The 16,563-nt window shown below is 63.2% G+C and carries 19 protein-coding genes and 1 tRNA gene; 9 read left to right on the top strand and 11 right to left on the bottom strand.

Annotated elements, in window-relative coordinates; all coding sequences use genetic code 11:
* Window positions 1-137: 137 nt before the first annotated feature.
* The 6 genes from map to IAG25_RS24990 all read left to right on the top strand — a co-directional run bounded on the left by map (window position 138) and on the right by IAG25_RS24990 (window position 4,301).
* Window positions 138-920, top strand: coding sequence for a type I methionyl aminopeptidase (map, locus tag IAG25_RS25015; protein ID WP_187607246.1), 783 nt, complete (start codon window positions 138-140; stop codon window positions 918-920).
* 160 nt (window positions 921-1,080) lie between these two features.
* Window positions 1,081-1,605: a GNAT family N-acetyltransferase gene (locus IAG25_RS25010; protein ID WP_187607245.1), complete on the top strand. Its 525-nt coding sequence runs from the start codon at window positions 1,081-1,083 to the stop codon at window positions 1,603-1,605.
* A gap of 154 nt (window positions 1,606-1,759) precedes the next feature.
* Window positions 1,760-2,545, top strand: a complete 786-nt coding sequence (minC, locus tag IAG25_RS25005) for a septum site-determining protein MinC (RefSeq protein ID WP_035505286.1) — start codon at window positions 1,760-1,762, stop codon at window positions 2,543-2,545.
* Window positions 2,546-2,632: 87 nt separating this feature from the next.
* Window positions 2,633-3,448 (top strand): septum site-determining protein MinD, encoded by an 816-nt coding sequence (gene minD, locus IAG25_RS25000; protein WP_187607244.1) that lies wholly within the window; start codon window positions 2,633-2,635, stop codon window positions 3,446-3,448.
* Between the two features lie 9 nt (window positions 3,449-3,457).
* On the top strand, window positions 3,458-3,712 hold the full coding sequence (gene minE / locus IAG25_RS24995; protein ID WP_006999197.1) for a cell division topological specificity factor MinE: 255 nt from the start codon (window positions 3,458-3,460) through the stop codon (window positions 3,710-3,712).
* Window positions 3,713-3,989: 277 nt separating this feature from the next.
* A complete protein-coding gene (locus tag IAG25_RS24990) occupies window positions 3,990-4,301 on the top strand; it encodes a YXWGXW repeat-containing protein (protein ID WP_187607243.1) in 312 nt (103 codons plus the stop codon).
* A 135-nt stretch (window positions 4,302-4,436) separates the two neighbouring features.
* Here IAG25_RS24990 and IAG25_RS24985 read toward each other — a convergent pair whose 3' ends face one another.
* Both IAG25_RS24985 and IAG25_RS24980 read right to left on the bottom strand, forming a co-directional pair.
* Window positions 4,437-5,819: a chloride channel protein gene (locus tag IAG25_RS24985; RefSeq protein WP_187607242.1), complete on the bottom strand. Its 1,383-nt coding sequence runs from the start codon at window positions 5,817-5,819 to the stop codon at window positions 4,437-4,439.
* A 257-nt stretch (window positions 5,820-6,076) separates the two neighbouring features.
* Entirely contained in the window at window positions 6,077-6,256 is a 180-nt protein-coding gene (locus IAG25_RS24980; protein WP_187607241.1) for a hypothetical protein, read from the bottom strand.
* Window positions 6,257-6,519: 263 nt separating this feature from the next.
* On the opposite strand from IAG25_RS24980, the gene IAG25_RS24975 reads away from it, so the two are divergent.
* Window positions 6,520-7,704: an OpgC domain-containing protein gene (locus IAG25_RS24975; RefSeq protein ID WP_187607240.1), complete on the top strand. Its 1,185-nt coding sequence runs from the start codon at window positions 6,520-6,522 to the stop codon at window positions 7,702-7,704.
* Here the strand turns inward: IAG25_RS24975 and IAG25_RS24970 are convergent, their stop codons facing one another.
* Window positions 7,705-9,009, bottom strand: a complete 1,305-nt coding sequence (locus IAG25_RS24970) for an MFS transporter (RefSeq protein ID WP_187607239.1) — start codon at window positions 9,007-9,009, stop codon at window positions 7,705-7,707.
* A 302-nt stretch (window positions 9,010-9,311) separates the two neighbouring features.
* Window positions 9,312-9,791, bottom strand: coding sequence for a TonB family protein (locus IAG25_RS24965; protein WP_187607238.1), 480 nt, complete (start codon window positions 9,789-9,791; stop codon window positions 9,312-9,314).
* 141 nt (window positions 9,792-9,932) lie between these two features.
* Here IAG25_RS24965 and IAG25_RS24960 point away from each other — a divergent pair, with 141 nt between their 5' ends.
* Window positions 9,933-10,091: a hypothetical protein gene (locus IAG25_RS24960; RefSeq protein ID WP_187607237.1), complete on the top strand. Its 159-nt coding sequence runs from the start codon at window positions 9,933-9,935 to the stop codon at window positions 10,089-10,091.
* 275 nt (window positions 10,092-10,366) lie between these two features.
* Here IAG25_RS24960 and IAG25_RS24955 read toward each other — a convergent pair whose 3' ends face one another.
* The gene (locus tag IAG25_RS24955; RefSeq protein ID WP_187607236.1) at window positions 10,367-10,684 is read right to left on the bottom strand and encodes a hypothetical protein; all 318 of its coding nucleotides are present in this window, start codon (window positions 10,682-10,684) and stop codon (window positions 10,367-10,369) included.
* Between the two features lie 456 nt (window positions 10,685-11,140).
* Between IAG25_RS24955 and IAG25_RS24950 the strand changes: the two genes are divergently transcribed.
* Window positions 11,141-11,911 (top strand): hypothetical protein, encoded by a 771-nt coding sequence (locus IAG25_RS24950; protein WP_187607235.1) that lies wholly within the window; start codon window positions 11,141-11,143, stop codon window positions 11,909-11,911.
* Window positions 11,912-11,959: 48 nt separating this feature from the next.
* Here IAG25_RS24950 and IAG25_RS24945 read toward each other — a convergent pair whose 3' ends face one another.
* The 6 genes from IAG25_RS24945 to rph all read right to left on the bottom strand — a co-directional run bounded on the left by IAG25_RS24945 (window position 11,960) and on the right by rph (window position 16,454).
* Window positions 11,960-12,253, bottom strand: coding sequence for a hypothetical protein (locus IAG25_RS24945; RefSeq protein WP_187607234.1), 294 nt, complete (start codon window positions 12,251-12,253; stop codon window positions 11,960-11,962).
* Window positions 12,254-12,510: 257 nt separating this feature from the next.
* A tRNA-Ser gene (locus IAG25_RS24940) sits at window positions 12,511-12,600 on the bottom strand.
* Between the two features lie 45 nt (window positions 12,601-12,645).
* Window positions 12,646-13,854: an MFS transporter gene (locus IAG25_RS24935; protein WP_255503929.1), complete on the bottom strand. Its 1,209-nt coding sequence runs from the start codon at window positions 13,852-13,854 to the stop codon at window positions 12,646-12,648.
* 11 nt (window positions 13,855-13,865) lie between these two features.
* Window positions 13,866-15,089: a radical SAM family heme chaperone HemW gene (gene hemW / locus IAG25_RS24930; protein ID WP_187607232.1), complete on the bottom strand. Its 1,224-nt coding sequence runs from the start codon at window positions 15,087-15,089 to the stop codon at window positions 13,866-13,868.
* Window positions 15,086-15,706, bottom strand: coding sequence for an RdgB/HAM1 family non-canonical purine NTP pyrophosphatase (gene rdgB / locus IAG25_RS24925; protein WP_187607231.1), 621 nt, complete (start codon window positions 15,704-15,706; stop codon window positions 15,086-15,088). The genes hemW and rdgB overlap by 4 nt, the downstream gene beginning before the upstream one ends.
* Window positions 15,696-16,454 carry a ribonuclease PH gene (rph, locus tag IAG25_RS24920; protein ID WP_187607230.1) on the bottom strand — a complete coding sequence of 253 codons (759 nt, stop codon included), beginning with the start codon at window positions 16,452-16,454 and terminating at the stop codon, window positions 15,696-15,698. The genes rdgB and rph overlap by 11 nt, the downstream gene beginning before the upstream one ends.
* Between the last annotated feature and the right edge of the window lie 109 nt (window positions 16,455-16,563).

Below are 16,563 nucleotides of genomic sequence, written 5' to 3'. Positions count from 1 at the left end.
GCAATGCCCGTGCGGCTTTCCAAGCGGCTGCCCTGCGCGGGAGTGCTATCATCGGGCCCATTGTCCTCGCGCGCCGCCCGCCTCGAACACCGGCGAAAACGCGTGCGCGAGGCGGCACGAACCCATCGCATTGCTCAATGGCCATCACGCTCAAGACACCCGCCGACATCGAAAAGTTGCGCATCTCCGGCCGCATGGCCGCCGAAGTCCTCGCGATGATCGGTGAACACGTCCGCCCGGGCGTCACCACCGACGAACTCGACGCCATCTGCAATCGCTTCATCGTCGACGAACTGAAGGCCATTCCCGCCAACGTCGGCTACATGGGCTTTCCGAAGACGGTCTGCACCTCGGTGAATCACGTCGTGTGTCACGGCATTCCCGGGCCGAAAGAACTGAAGGACGGCGACATCATCAACATCGATGTCGCGATCATCAAGGACGGCTACTACGGCGACACGAGCCGTATGTACTACGCCGGCACGCCGAGCGCCGAAGCGCGCCGCCTCACCGAAACCACCTACGAGGCGATGGTTGCCGGCATGCGCGAAGTGCGCCCGGGCGCGACGCTCGGCGATATCGGCGCGGCGATCCAGGGCGTCGCGCATCGCGAAGGCTTCTCGGTGGTGCGCGAGTATTGCGGCCACGGCATCGGCCGCGTGTATCACGAGGATCCGCAAGTGCTGCACTACGGCCAGCGCGGCGCGGGCCTGCGTCTGAAGCCGGGTCTCGTCTTCACCATCGAGCCGATGATCAACGCGGGGCGCGCCGCCACCCAGCAGTCGCGCGACGGCTGGACCGTCACGACGAAAGATCGCTCGCTGTCCGCGCAATGGGAGCACATGGTCGCCGTCACCGACGACGGCTTCGAAGTGCTGACGCCGTGGCCGGACGGCACGGGAAGCTATGCGGCGCCATGAGCGCGCGTTCGCCTTGTCGTGTGCGCTGTAAAGCACTTTCCCGGATTTAGGAATTGACGGGTACGCCCGTTCGGTTGAAGCTATGTTTATGGCCCGAGCGCCGGACCGGCCAACAGAGCCGCACGCGCATGAGCCCGAGAGCCAGAGAGAAATAGCCCGCATGAGTCCCTCATTGACCGTCAGCCGGATCGCCGCGCACCACGGACCGGTTCTGCGCGAGCTTCGCACGGCAGCGCTGCGCGAAGCGCCTTACGCATTCGGCGAAACGCTCGAAGATACGCTGCTCGTCGATCCTTCGTCGTTCGGCGACACCGCGGCGCTGCACGCGAGCTCGCCCCGGCTCGCGACGTTTCTGCTCTACACGGAAGGTCATCCCTGCGGTCTCGTGCACGCGTACATCGAAGAGGCGCCGAGCGCGCGCGCGTTCGTGAGCGCGTTGTGGGTCGCGCCCGCCGTGCGGCATCTGCGCGGCGGCGAGCTGCTCGTGAACGTCGCATCGCAATGGCTTGCCCAGCAGGGCGCAGCCGAGGTGCATGCGTGGATCTCCGAGGTGAACCGCACTGCGGTGCGCTTCTACGAGCACCTCGGTTTCGGCCCCACCGGCGATCGTCGCGCCATGCCGTCGCACGAAGAAGAAGCCGAGTCGCTCTTCGTGCGCCACATGCGCGCCGGACAGCTTATCTAACATACGTTAGCCTGGGCCGCGTCGCCGCTTCTCACGTGCCCGTCGTGCGCACGCGCGGCCCACATTTCGCGTATTCGATAGCCGAAATCCATCCTAAAAATTATGGCCGTGTGCGGCAACGCCTGTAAAATACGCAAAATTTTTGGCCGTTCCTATGTCGCTCAACAAAACGCCCTTCTTCGAACTGCGCAGCGGCTCCGTCGACACGCTTCTCTTCGTCGTCAAGACTCCCGACCTCGATGCCCTGCGTACCGAACTCACGCGGCGCTTCGAAGCAACTCCCGAATTCTTCGCAGGCGATGTCGTCGCTATCGACGTGCGCCGTCTCGCTGATTCCGCGAAGGGCGGCGAGGGCGAACGCGTGTCGCTCGCCGAGCTCGAAACCCTGCTGAAGAGCGTGCGCATGCGACCGATCGGTGTCGTCGCGCTTCCCGCGCAGACATGGGCGATTCGATGGGCGAACGAAGGCGGCCTGCCGATTCTCGAAGCGCGCGACCGGCGTGGCGCGCCGAAGCCGTCCGTGGACGAGGCGAAGCCGAACACCGAAGCCGCGGCCGTGATCGAAGCGGCCGTCGCGAAGGAACCGGCGCCCGCGGCGCTGCCCGCGCTCGCGACCATCATCGACCGGCCGCTGCGCTCGGGCCAGCAGGTCTATGCGAAGGGCGATCTCATCGTGCTCGGGCTCGTGTCGTACGGGGCCGAGGTGATCGCGGAAGGCAATATCCATATCTATGCGCCGTTGCGGGGCCGCGCGCTCGCGGGCGTGCACGGCAATCTCGACGCGCGAATCTTCTGCACCTGTCTCGAGCCGGAACTCATTTCCATCGCGGGTATCTATCGGACGACCGAGAACCCGCTGCCGGCCGACGTGCTCAGCAAGCCGGTGCAGATCTGGCTGAACGAAGAAAAACTCATGATCGAACCGCTGCGGCTGACCTGACGGGTTGGATCGGCTCGCGCGCCCGATGCCCTGGCGCGCGCCCGAAAGCAACGCGAGCGGACCTATTGACGAACACAAGGTACTTGTATGGCAAAAATCATTGTGGTGACTTCGGGGAAGGGCGGCGTCGGCAAGACGACCACCAGCGCGAGCTTCGCATCGGCGCTCGCATTGCGCGGCCACAAGACGGCCGTGATCGACTTCGACGTCGGTCTGCGCAATCTCGACCTCATCATGGGTTGCGAACGCCGCGTGGTGTACGACCTGATCAACGTCATTCAGGGCGAAGCCAATCTGCATCAGGCGCTCATCAAGGACAAGAAGTGCGAGAACCTCTATATCCTGCCGGCCTCGCAGACGCGCGATAAAGACGCGCTCACGCTCGAAGGCGTCGAGAAGGTCATCAACGAGCTGATCAAGATGGATTTCGAGTACATCGTCTGCGATTCGCCGGCGGGCATCGAATCCGGCGCGCTGATGGCGATGCACTTCGCCGATGAAGCGCTCATCGTGACGAATCCGGAAGTGTCTTCCGTGCGCGACTCGGACCGCATTCTCGGCATCCTGTCGTCGAAGACCAAGCGCGCGATCGAAGGCAAGGATCCCGTGAAGGAGCATCTGCTCATCACGCGTTACAACCCGAAGCGTGTGAGCGAAGGCGAAATGCTGTCGCTCTCCGACATCCAGGAAATCCTGCGTATCGAACTGATCGGCGTGATTCCGGAGTCGGAAGCGGTGCTGCATGCATCGAACCAGGGCTTGCCGGCCGTGCATCTGGATGGCACGGATGTCGCCGAATCGTACAAGGACGTGGTGTCGCGCTTCCTCGGGGAAGAAACGGCGCTGCGCTTTACCGACTATCACAAGCCCGGTCTGCTGCAACGCATCTTCGGCACCAAGTAAGGGGACGCAATGTCGATTCTTTCGTTTTTGCTGGGCGAGAAAAGAAAGTCCGCTTCGGTCGCGAAGGAACGCTTGCAGTTGATCATTGCGCACGAGCGCGCGGGTGGCAAAGCCGCCGCCGATTACCTGCCGGCGTTGCAACGGGAACTCGTTGCCGTGATTTCGAAGTACGTGAAGATTTCCGATGACGATATTCGAGTGAGTCTCGAGCGTCAGGACGACCTCGAAGTGCTGGAAGTGAAGATCGAGATTCCGCAGGCGTAACGCGTTGCGCCTGTGTGTGCGGCGTCGCGTCGGCTCGGGCCGCGCGAGCGCCGCGCGAAGAATGCGAAGCCAGGATCGAGCGATCCTGGCTTTTGTTTTTGCGCGTTATCGTTTGCGCGTGCTGTTTGTCTGGTATGTGCGCGCCTTTCATCAACATTCGGTTGCACATCGGGTGTCCTCGTAATACGCGGTTTGTCCTCCTTCTGATGTCCTCGCGCATTGAATGCGTATCCGCGCCACGCGGCATTCAATGTCTCGAACAATGAAGAGGTACACCATGAAAACATCCCTCCGTACACTGCTCGCCCAAACCGCGCTGGTCGTCGCCGGCGCAATCACCGTGACGGCCGCGTCCGCCGCCGAATTCGTGATCGTCGCGCCGAGCGCGCCGCCCGCGCCGCGCTACGAGGCGGCGCCGCCCGCCCGCGCGGGTTATGTCTGGGATCGCGGTCACTGGAACTGGGAGCATGGCCGCTACGTGTGGGCCGGCGGTCATTGGGAAGCCGAGCGCGTTGGTCATCGATGGGTGCCGGGCGAATGGGTCGGACACGGCGCCCAGTATCGCTGGGTGCCGGCGCACTGGGCATGAGGCGGGAGCGCGCGATGAAACGACTCCTGCTCGTCCTCATGACTGTCCTGCTCGCCGATGCGCTCGCCGGTTGCATCGTTGTCCCCGAGCATGCTTACACGTATCGGCCGGCGCACGTCTACGTGTATTGACGGCCTACTTCTGTGGCGCCTCGTCCTGCGCTCCGGCGGGCGCCTTGTCTCCGCCCTCGGGCACTTCCGGCGACGGCGCGAGCTTTTCCAGCGGCGTCATGTACCGTTCCGACAACGCTTCGTAGAGCGGCGGCGCGAAGAGGCGCGACACGCGGCTCGAGACCAGCGCCGTCGCCATCAGCGAGATCACGAGCGCGTGGCCGTCGATCATCTCCATCACGATCACGAACGCGGTGATCGGCGACTGCGTGACGGCCGCGAGATAGCCGACCATCCCGAGCGCGATCAACATCGGCAGCGACATGCGCGGAAAGAGCGTGTGCAGCACGTTGCCGAAGCCCGCGCCGATCGACAGCGACGGCGCGAAAATGCCGCCCGGAATGCCGGGCAGGTACGAGCCGATCATCGAGATCATCTTCAGGAGCGGATAGAACATCGACAGTTGCTCGTGCCCTTCGAGCAGGCCGCGCGCCTCGGCGTAACCGCTGCCGAAGGTCGTCCCGCCCGCCAGCAAGCCGACGATGGCGATGATGAAGCCGCACAGCGCCGCGAACGCGACTGGCCGCGACGCATGGAGGTGTCGCAGAGACACGGGAATCCACTTGCTCGTGTTGAGCAGCAGCCAGCAGAAGACGCCGCCCGCGATGCCGGTGACGATGCCCGTGACGATGATCGCCACGAGGAAGAACCGCGGGAACAGCGCGCCGGCCTGAATCGTCCCGAAGTACGTGTAATTGCCGCTGAGACCTAGCGCGATGACGCCCGCGATGATGATGCCCGTGATGAGCACGCCGCTCGCGCGCGCTTCGAAGCTGCGCGTGAGTTCCTCGATCGCGAACACGATGCCCGCGAGCGGTGTGTTGAACGCCGCCGACAGGCCGGCCGCCGCGCCCGCGAGCACGAGTTGCCGTTCGATCAGCGAATTGGAGCGCGGGTAGAAGCGCCGCATGTTGAACATCAGCGCCGCGCCGATCTGCACGGTGGGGCCTTCGCGGCCGATCGTCAAGCCGCCGACTATCGCGACGAACGAGACGGCGATCTTCGCGACGAGGATGCGCAAGGTGAGCAGTCGCGCGCCCGCCGCCGCTGTCGGCCCATGCAGTACGGCGATGACCTGAGGGATGCCGCTGCCTTCGGAGCCACGGAAGAAACGTCGCGTGACGAAGACGCAGAGCGCGGCGGCGGCCGGCGTGATCGCGAGCGGCAGCCAGGGATGCTCGCTGCGGGCAGCGGAGAAGAGCGCGAAGCCCCAGTCGATGAGCCGCGCATAGTACACGGCGACGAGCCCGACCAGGATCGCACCGAGCCAGAAGATGCCGTAGCGTCGCCACAGGCCGCGTGTGCGTCGCGCGGTGATGGCCGAGAGGGAACGCAGCGCGCGGATCATGCGATGTCCGTCGGCAAAACGGCGCTTGTGGGGTGTGCAGCAGGGTCTGAAAAAAAGAACAGGCGCGAGGCTTTCGCCGGGCGCCCAAGAAACGCTCCCGCCATAAGCAGGAGCGGAGAGGAGAAGAGCGCTGTCAGTTCAGCCCGCAAAACGAGCCTCACGAACAGCATTACCTGCTCTGAGCAAGCGCGCGCGGGAAAGTTCAATCGATCTGAAATTTTTTTGTAGGTCCGGTGTGCGAAACCGGGCGTATCGAATCAGGCGGAAAGCACTTCGAAAGCGAGCACCGCGACGATCGCGCCCACGTTCGCGATGACCGCCTCGAAAAGCACGCCTCGCCACGTCGAAGGACGGAATTTCACTGCAAGCAGCAGTGCCGTCAAAAGCGCGATGGCGATCATTGCGACGAGATGAGCACTCTGCAGATGAATGCGCATGGCGGCCTCCATTCTCGGGTTCGCGGCATTCGTTTCCGCGAACCGTTTCTTGTCGAACTTGTTTCGAGTATAGGCAGCGGCAAATTTACTGGAAAGCGGACAAAAAAGTCATTTTGCCGCCAGCTTGCCGACTGCCATCGAGTGTTAATTTAAATACTCGTTGATTCAGGGAATTTTCTTTTCAGGCTAGGTACAAACCCCGTATGTGCGCGAGGCCAGTGTGGCGGCGCGCCGAAACCGCAAGTCCGTGGAGCATTCGCCAGATGACTTCCCCGACGACACGTTCTCTCGAAGTCGATTTCTTTCGAGGAATCGTGCTGCTCATTATCGCGGTGGACCATATAACGGGAAGTGTGCTGTCCCGCTTTACGCTGCATCAATATGCTTTCTGCGATTCCGCAGAAGTATTCGTGTTTCTTGGCGGTTATGCGTCGGCGGCGGCTTATACGGCGCTTGCGACTCGCCGTAGCGATTCAGCCGCGCGCCGACGCTTTTTCAAACGCAGTTGGGAAATCTATCGCGCCTATTTGTTCACGGCGTTCCTGATGCTGGTCGGCGGCGCGCTTCTGATGGCGCTCAAGGTCGACACGCCGATGGTCCAGTACACCGAATGGCCAAACTTCCTCACGAGACCGTTCGGCCTGACCGTCGATATCGCGTTGCTGCGTCAGCAGCCGTATCTTTCCGCGGTGCTCCCGATGTACTCGGTGTTCGCGCTCGCCGTGCCGGTGATCGTTCCGCTTGCGCAGAAGAAGCCGGTCATCGCGATGTTCGGCAGCCTGCTCGTGTGGCTCGCAGCCATGCCGCTCTTGCGCTTTCTGCCGGGCACCTACGGCGAAGCGTGGTCGTTCAACCCGTTCGCCTGGCAACTGATGTTCATGACCGGCATTCTTTCGCGCGTCCAGCCGATCAGCGACGAGTTTCATGCCGGCCGCGCCGCGCGCTGGCTGACGGCGGGCGCGATCGCCATCGCGCTGACCTTCGCGTTCTACAAGCTCTTCCTCGAAACCCAGGCGCCGCCGGGATACATGAAGCAGAACCTCGCGACACTGCGCATCGTGAGCTTCGCGGCGATCGCGTGGATCGTCGCGCGCGGGGTTTATGCGGGATGGATCGGCAGGCTCGCGCGCAAGCTGCCCGGCATCGTGACGATCGGCCAGCAAGGGCTCGTGTGCTTCATCGCGGGAACGTGCGTGTCGCTCGTGCTGGATTCGGCGCTTCGCGCGATGGGCGTGCTCGGGCTCGGCCGCTATCCGTCGCACTGGATTCTGGGACTCATCGCCGATAGCATCGCCATCGTCAGTCTGCTGACGCTCGCGCGCTTCTGGGCCGACCGCAAGGCGGCGAAAGCGGCGCGCGCGAAGGGCGTCGAGCGGCCGGCGCCGCGCATCCCGGTCATCAAGGGCAGGCCGGTGCCTGCCCACGTGACGAACCAGCGCGACCGCTAGTCATTCCAGCGTGATGCTGCGTGTCTCGCGCATGCACAGCACCGCGATGAGGCTCACCGCCGCCGCCGCCGACACATAGCCGCCCACCCACGTCAACCCGCCGCGATTGGCGAGCAGTTGCGCGATGTAAGGCGCCACCGATGCACCCAGAATCCCGCCGAGGTTGTACGCGACGCCCGCGCCCGTGTAGCGCACGTTGGTCGGGAACAGCTCGGGCAGGAGCGCGCCCATCGGTGCGAAGGTCACGCCCATCAAAAACAGTTCGATGGTGAGGAAGAGCGCGACCTGGATCGTGTCGCCGCTGCCGAGAAGCGGGGCCATCGCGAAGCCGGACAGAATCGCCAGCAGGCAGCCGACGATCAGCACGGGCTTGCGGCCGAAGCGATCGCTCGCGATCGCGGATATCGGCGTGGCGATCGCCATGAACAGCACGGCGAAGCACAGCAGTCCGAGAAACGTCTCGCGCGCGAAATGCAGCTTGGCGACGCCATAGGACAGCGAGAACACCGTCGAGATGTAGAAGAGGGTGTAGCAGACGACCATCGCGAACGCGCCGAGCAGCGTCGGCACGAGATGGCTGGAAAGCAGCGTCGCGACGGGCACCTTCACGCGCTCCTCGCGTTCGACGGCCGCGCGGAACGCCGGCGTTTCCGCGATCTTCAGGCGCACATAGAGGCCGAGCGCGACCAGCACGGCGCTCACGATGAACGGCACGCGCCAGCCCCAGCTGCGGAACTGCTCGTCCGAGAGCGACAGTGCGAGACCGAAGAAGAGGCCGTTCGACGCAAGGAAGCCGATCGACGGTCCGAGCTGCGGAAACATGCCGAAGAGACCGCGCTTGTCTTTGGGCGCATATTCGGTCGCGAGCAACGCGGCGCCGCCCCATTCGCCGCCGAGCCCGATGCCCTGCCCGAAGCGCAGGACGCACAGAAGGATCGGCGCGAGGCTGCCGATCGAATCGTAGCCGGGCACGAAGCCGATGAGCGTCGTCGAGACGCCCATCACGAGCAGGGACGCGACGAGCGTCGATTTGCGGCCGATCCGGTCGCCGAAGTGACCGAAGATGAACGAGCCGATGGGCCGTGCAAAGAACGCGATGCCGAACGTGACGAATGCGGAGAGCGCCTGTGCGGCGGGCGAGTCGTGCGGAAAGAACACCGGTCCGATGACGAGCGCGGCTGCAGTCGCATAGACATAGAAGTCGTAGAACTCGATCGCGGTGCCGATGAAGCTCGCGAAAATGACGCGAGAAGCGCTTTGGGATCCGTCGCCGGGCTTGGCGGCGGAAAGCGAGGGTGAGGACATATCGTCTCCGTTGTCGTGTTGCCTTGGTGCGAAGCATTGTCGCGCGCATCGCCGGGCAAGAGCGATTGAAATGACGAGCGATATCGTCGCTCGACGCGCGTCAGCTTTCTGTAGGGATTGCAGTGCGATGGCTGTAAAGCCAGGGTTGACGGCGCGCGTGAGTAGCGCGCGGTGTCGCGGCGCAGCTTGACTGCGCTCAGGCGCTTCGCGTGACGCGCGGGTGGGCGCGAGGCGAAGGCCGCGCCGGAAGCGGGCCCGGCAGGGGTCAAAAAATTATAACGAGCGTGCGGGTCGGACGCCAATCAATCGATGGTCGTCGCCTGCGGCGAGTGCGATGTTTGCAACTGGAACTGGCCGTTGTCGTTGAACATCCAGCCTTCGAAAAGCTCCAGCTGACCTTTGCCGTTGAGGAGACGCGCGGGTGGTGCGGGCAAAGGCGATGCGCGGCGCAGCGAGGCGAGCGCGGTGGCTTCGGCTTCGTCGTCGCCATTGGTGCGATACACCGACGAGTCGACGACCCGTCCGCCGCGATCCACCGTGAACGACACGAGCACGAAAGAGCGCAGCATGGCCTGCGGCGCGCCCTTCAGCACAAGAGACGGATTGCGCTCGAAAATGCGCTGGGCGATGTGTGCCTTGTATTCGTCGAGCGTCGGACCGGACACGGCGGGCGCGGCCGCGCGCGTGGCCACGACGCTGGGTGGCGGTGTGATTGTGCAGGCGCTCATCGCGAGCGCGCCGATAAGCGCAACGGCGATAGAGCAGGAACGTGACGCGGACATCGCAGGCAATGGCGAGACTGGCGTTACTTCAATGGTAGTCGCTGCGAAGGCGGGCGGTGGAACGAATACGTGCGCTACCGCGCGCTCGGGCGCGGGACTTGCTGCTGATGCTTTCATTCGAAAGCACTCCAGGAGGGCGCCATGAATAGCGAAACGAATAGTCCGGACGACGGCAAGAGCACCGATCACAGCGACAACGAGAAAAGCAAGTTGCCGGACCGCGATGACGAGAATCGCAAGCAAGGCCCGAACGACAGGCCGGGCAAGCAGTCGGGAGAGGGCGAGGCGCCGGTCGGCTGAGCCGTTGCGTCGTTCAGCACGCGAGCGGCATCGGCGACGCGGTGCTACTGTAGATAGGGGATGTCCCCGGTTTTCGGGAGAGAGCCATGTCACGCAAGAACCATCCTGCACCGTCGGGCGCGCCTGCACGGCAACAGCAACCGGCTGCCGCGGCGCATTCGAAGAGCGAATCGAAACGCGCCGCGCCTAAACCGGACGCGGCCAAGGCGGAGCCGGTCCCGCACGTTCGGCCGCCCATCAGGTCCGACGACAACTGAGGCGCGCTCGTTCTCTCGTCACTCTGTGTACGGCTTGACGAGTTCGGCGCAGCGTATCGGCGCGGCGGCGCGGACTGTTCCGGTCTCCGCCCCGCGCGTTTCCACGCAGCGATAGAGGCTGTTGGTTTTCTGAAGCACGTAGGTGTCTTCCGGAAGGCCGGAGCTGCGTGCGGCTACGCTCGTCACCGCAACGATCCCATAACCGTTTTGAATCAGGTCGAAGAGAGTTGCTTCGGTCGCGCGCCATTGCGCGTTCGGCTGAGGCTGGGCATGCGCCGGCAGGCTTACGGCGGCGACGCAGCCGAAGAGGATGGGCAGGATGCGGCCTGGCTTCATGGGCGATTCTCCGCGTTATTGATCGATGAGGCGGTTAGATGGCGTTCGGGCCGTTGTGTTCACATCGATTTTCTTTGAAGTGCGAGGTTTGTTTTGCGCGGGAAGGAAAAAGAGCCTCGCTTGACTTCAGACTGCATCACATATCGGACAAAAGCACTCACCTCCGCTAATCGATTCGTGCTACTTATTAAACCTCACACAAAGAAGGTCGGACGCAACTCAGGATTTTCGGGCCATCCATCGTGGTCAACAAGGGTTATGCATGGAGAGCGTAGAGGTTGTCTTCGATTTTGATCAGAGCTGTATTCTTTATGAACTATCCGAGTACATCCGCAACGCACAGAATATCCCCGAACTTCGAGTTCTCTCGAAGGATAAAGACAGCAGAGGCGGGAGCGGGATAAAGCAGAGTTTGAGACATGTTGGATCTCATACGCCTACGATTGCCACGCAATCATGGCGCCTGCACAGGTTCCGGAACTTGAACTCGTCTGCAATTTCGTCGAGGTGCATCAACTCAGTTTCGGTGAAAGGATTTCGAATTGCGACGACCTGGAGCGCGTTTTGAAACAAGCCGTGGAAGAGGATTTGATCGTTCCCGTCATGGGTCCGATTGACGAATCCTGGTATGTGCCTTCCACGAAGTCTGCAATCAACTCCGCCGCCAACGGTTGGCTGGCCACGTCTGGCGACGCACCTACACCGCTTTCCGGCGCGCTCGGAGATGGCGAGCCTTTACTATCCGCCCCATATGACTCTTCGTTGCAAGAGACAAAACTGAAGGCGGCGCGAGCCGTTGGTAACACAGTTAGCGGCGGCTTCGATTGGCTTGGAGCGGTTGAAGCGGCGGGCGCCGCCGTCGCCGGGGCCTGGTCCGGTGGCGCGGACGATCGTGACGACGACGCGGTGCTTAAGAGCTTTGGAGATTCAGACAGCGGAAGGTCGATGCTTGATGACGCGCAGCCGTTCGAATATCAGCCGAAAATCCCAGGCGGTGAAGTGTTCGCCCTTGCCAAAACGCCAAATGACGGTGAACCCGGAACGTGGTACATAAATTCGGGCAGCGGCCAAATGCGGTTATACGGAGACGGCGGTCAACCTGTTGTCGATTTTGACTTCGACCATGATCATGGGCATGGCGTACCGCACGCGCACAATTGGAGCATTGATCCTCTCATGGGAAGAAACAGGCGCGGCTCCGGCGTCCCGTTTTCCATTCTTCCGTAGGGCTTCGTTATGAAGACATGCAGTTTCACCAGCGTTGAAAATCGTGCCTCACTGCCTAGCTTCCATGACGCCGAGCTCATTTCGGTCGAGCACGACCCGGACATCAAGTCCCTTGTTCTTCGATTCAAACGCGTGTCCGGCCCAGTCGAAACGCTGATGTTCGCCGGAGTGGTCGCGCAGCGCATGATCGATTTTGCAGATCAGAATGTCGCATCCCGACTTTTGGTATCGCCAATGCACCACTTCTCGGTTGCGGACTTGCGAGAATGGATTCGATGGATCAACAGCCGGGAGGACGGCAAAGCGACGGAACCGGATCCCACAAATATCGAGCGGCTTCATCGGGACCTGGTAGAAGGGCGTAACGCGCTCTTCGTTCTGGAACCTTCGTGCGGTGCGGAAATGGCCGTGCTGTGCGAATCTGTGTCGATTCTCCCGCGCAGATCTTGAGAGGATTTCAAGGATGTCGGCGACCCTACCGTGAAGGAACCGGAATTTTTGCGGGTTTTACCGGATTAGCGAGGATTGAGCACTTCCGAGAAACCTTTGGAGACACTGGGGTTTCGGGATTTTTTGAAGGCAAGCGCGGATAGGAGATCTGGCGGAGGCGGTGAGATTCGAACTCACGGAAGGATCGCTCCTTCGCCGGTTTTCAAGACCGGTGCCTTAAACCGCTCGGCCACACCTCCAGCAAGGCGCGTATTGTAGCGCAACTCATCGTCGCGGAGAAACGCTCATCCTTCGAGCGATTTCGTCGCCTTGAGCGCGGGAAAAAGCCGCATCCACAAAACAGCGACGACGATCGTGCCGATCCCGCCGATCAGCACCGCCGGCACCGCGCCGAACAATCCCGCCGTCATTCCCGATTCGAACTCGCCGAGCTGATTCGACGTCCCGATGAACAGCGAATTGATCGCGCCGACGCGCCCGCGCATTTCATCGGGCGTCTGCAACTGCACGAGCGACATGCGCACGACGACGCTGATCACATCCGACGCCCCCAGCACCGCGAGCGCAACAAGCGACACAGAGATATTACGCGACAGCCCGAACACGATGGTCGCGATGCCGAACGCGATCACACCGCCAAACAGCGCATTGCCCGCGCGCTGCCGCAACGGAAAATGCGCGAGCCAGATCGATCCGGCGAGCGCGCCGACAGCGGGCGCCGCGCGCAGAATCCCGAGTCCCCACGGCCCGGTGTGCAGAATGTCGCGCGCGTACACCGGCAGAAGCGCGGTCGCGCCGCCGAGCAGCACCGCGAAGAGATCGAGCGACAGCGCGCCGAGAATCACCGGCTTGCTGCGGATGAAACCGATGCCGGAAAAGAGCGCCTCGATGGACAACGGCGCGCGCATGCGCACCGCTTCGTCGATTTTTGTCGCGGCCACCGCGCACGCCGCGACGAGAAACGCGACCGTCACCGCGCCGTACACCGTCAGCGCGCCGAGCCCGTAGAGCACGCCGCCCATCGCGGGACCGAGGATTTGCGCGGTCTGGTTCGCGGAAGTCGACCACGCGCTCGCGTGCTGCAACTGATTGCGTGCGACGAGATTCGGCAGAAGCGCGGCCATCGACGGCGATTCGAACGCGCGCGCCGCGCCGGTAATGGCGGCGATCGCGTAGATCGGCGCGACATCGTGCCAGCCGTGCCACGCGCCGAGACACAGCACGAGCGCGGCGACGCCTTCGATCGACTGACACACGAACGCGATCGTGCGCCTGTCGTAACGATCCGCGACGTGCCCGACGACGAGCGTCAGCACGAACATCGGCAGGAATTGCGCAAGGCCGACGAGACCAAGCGCGTAAGCGCTATGCGTGATCGAATAGACCTGCCATCCGATCGCGACCGACATCATCTGAAACGCCACCGACGACATCACCCGCGCGGTCCAGAAAAGCGCAAACGGGCGATGCCGCATCACCGAGTCCCGCGCCATCGTCGGCGCGCTCAATTTCGCGGATCCTTCAAGAACAGCTCCTGCAGATCGTTGAGAAAGCGCTGGCCGAGCTCGGTCGGCGCAATGCGCTCGATATCGCGCGTGATGAGCCCGCGTTTCTCCGCTTCGACGAGCGCGGGCTCGATCGCGGACAGCGACAAGCCGGTGCGCTCGACGAACGAATGCACCGGAAAGCCTTCGACGAGACGCAGCGTGTTCAGCATGAATTCGAACGGCAGATCGCGCGGGCCGACATCGCGCTCTTCCTGAATCGCGGTCTCGGCGGGCGAGAGCGCCTGATCCATATACGTTGCCGGATGCTTGAAGCGCGCCTGCCGCAGGATCTTCGACGGAAACGACAGCTTCGTATGCGCCCCCGCGCCGATGCCGAGATAGTCGCCGAAGCGCCAGTAATTCAGGTTGTGCCGGCTCTGCCGATGCGGTTTCGCATACGCCGACACTTCGTATCGTCCGTAGCCGGCTTCACGCGTGCGTTCGTGAATCCAGTCCTGCATGTCGGCGGAAGCGTCGTCGTCGGGCAGGGCGGGCGGGTATTTGGCGAAGAGCGTATTCGGCTCCATCGTCAGGTGATACAACGACAGATGCGGCGGCGCGAAGGAAATGGCCGTGTCGATGTCGTGCCGGCATTCGTCGAGCGATTGCTGCGGCAGCGCGAACATCAGATCGAGATTGAAGTTGTCGAAGTGCTTCGCGGCGATCTCGACGGCTTTACGCGCCTGCGTCGCGTCGTGGATGCGGCCGAGCGCCTTCAGGTGCGCCTCGTTGAAACTCTGGATTCCGATCGACAGACGGTTCACGCCGCTCGCGCGAAACGATGCGAATTTCGCGGCTTCGAATGTGCCGGGATTGGCTTCGAGCGTGATCTCGGCGTCGGCGTCGATGGGCAGCAACGCGCGCGCATCGGAGAGAAGCCGGTCCAGTCCTTTGGCCGACAACAGCGATGGCGTGCCGCCGCCGATGAAGATCGTATGCACCTGCCGTCCCCACACGAGCGGCAACGCGCTTTCGAGATCGGCGCGCAAGGCGTCGAGATAGCGTTCCTCGGGGAACGTGTCGTCCTTCGATTCATGCGAGTTGAAGTCGCAATAAGGGCATTTGCGCACGCACCACGGGAAATGCACGTACAGCGAGAGCGGCGGCAACGACGTCAGCCGGATGCTTCCCGGCGACGTGAAAGCCTGCACCACGTTGATGGTCTTTGGTCCGGCGCTCACGCGAGTTCCTTCAATCGTTGCAGCAGATCACGCAGCGCGAGCGCGCGATGGCTCAGCGCGTTCTTGCGCGCCGGATCGAGTTCGGCGGCGCTCGCGTTGAGTGTCGGCAGGAAGAAGTGCGGATCGTAGCCGAAGCCGTTCGCGCCGCGCGGAACGTCGATCACTTCGCCATGCCAGCGTCCTTCCGCGATGAGCGGTTCGGGATCGTCCGCGTGACGCACGAGCACGAGCACGCAGAAGTAGTACGCGCGGCGATCGGTTGTACCGGCGAGATCGGCGACGAGGCGCGCGTTGTTCGCGGCATCGCTTTTCTCGCCGCCGTTCATCGACGCATAGCGCGCCGAATACACCCCCGGCGCGCCGTTCAGCGCGCGCACGCAGAGGCCGGAGTCGTCGGCGAGCGCGGGCAGTCCGGTGAGCGTCGACGCATGCCGCGCCTTCGCCAGCGCATTCTCGACGAAGGTCGCGTGCGGCTCCGGCGCCTCGGGCACGCCGAGCTCGCCTTGCGCGATCAGTTCGATGCCCGCCGCATCCAGCAGCGATGCGAATTCGCGCAGCTTGCCCGCGTTGTTCGACGCGAGCACCACGCGGCCCAGACCCAATGCGTCAGACACCATGAATCCCCAATGCTTCCTTCTGCTTCAGGATCAGCGCCTTGATGCCGCTGTCGGCGAGCGCGATCAGCTCGTTCATCTCGTCGCGCGTGAAGGGCGCGCCCTCCGCCGTGCCCTGCACTTCGACGAAACCGCCCGCGCCCGTCATCACGACGTTCATGTCGGTGTCGCATTGGGAGTCTTCGTCGTAGTCGAGGTCGAGCACGGGCGAGCCTTCGAAGATGCCGACCGAGATCGCCGCGACGAATTCCTTGACCGGCGTCTTCGCGATCTTGCCCGACGCGAGCAGTTTGCCGATCGCGTCGTGCGCGGCGACGAACGCGCCCGTGATGCTCGCCGTGCGCGTGCCGCCGTCGGCCTGGATCACGTCGCAATCGATATGCAGCGTGCGCGCGCCGAGCGCGTTCAGGTCGAACACCGAGCGCAGCGCGCGGCCGATCAGCCGCTGGATTTCCTGGGTGCGGCCCGTCTGCTTGCCGCGCGCGGCTTCGCGGTCGCTGCGCGTATGCGTGGCGCGCGGCAGCATGCCGTATTCGGCGGTGAGCCAGCCTTGCTCGCGTCCGCGCAAAAACTCGGGCACGCGCTCGGCGACGCTCGCCGTGCAGATCACCTTGGTATCGCCGAATTCGACGAGCACCGAGCCTTCCGCGTGCTTCGTGTAATTGCGCGTGATGCGCACGTCGCGCAACTGGTTCGCGCGGCGGCCGCTCGGGCGCGGGGGAGAAGGCTTGAGCAGGGGAGAGTCGGTCATGGGTCGTGTTCGAGAGAATTGGACGGGAATACCCGCGGAACCCGACGATTTTATCGTCATTCACCGCCGGGCGTCGGTCGCGCACCCGCCGTCCGGGCGGGCTTCGCGC

Source organism: Caballeronia sp. EK (assembly GCF_014384845.1).
Taxonomy (GTDB): domain Bacteria; phylum Pseudomonadota; class Gammaproteobacteria; order Burkholderiales; family Burkholderiaceae; genus Caballeronia; species Caballeronia jiangsuensis.
Note: the sequence above shows the minus strand (reverse complement) of the source record. Positions and strands in the feature narration are given on the sequence as shown.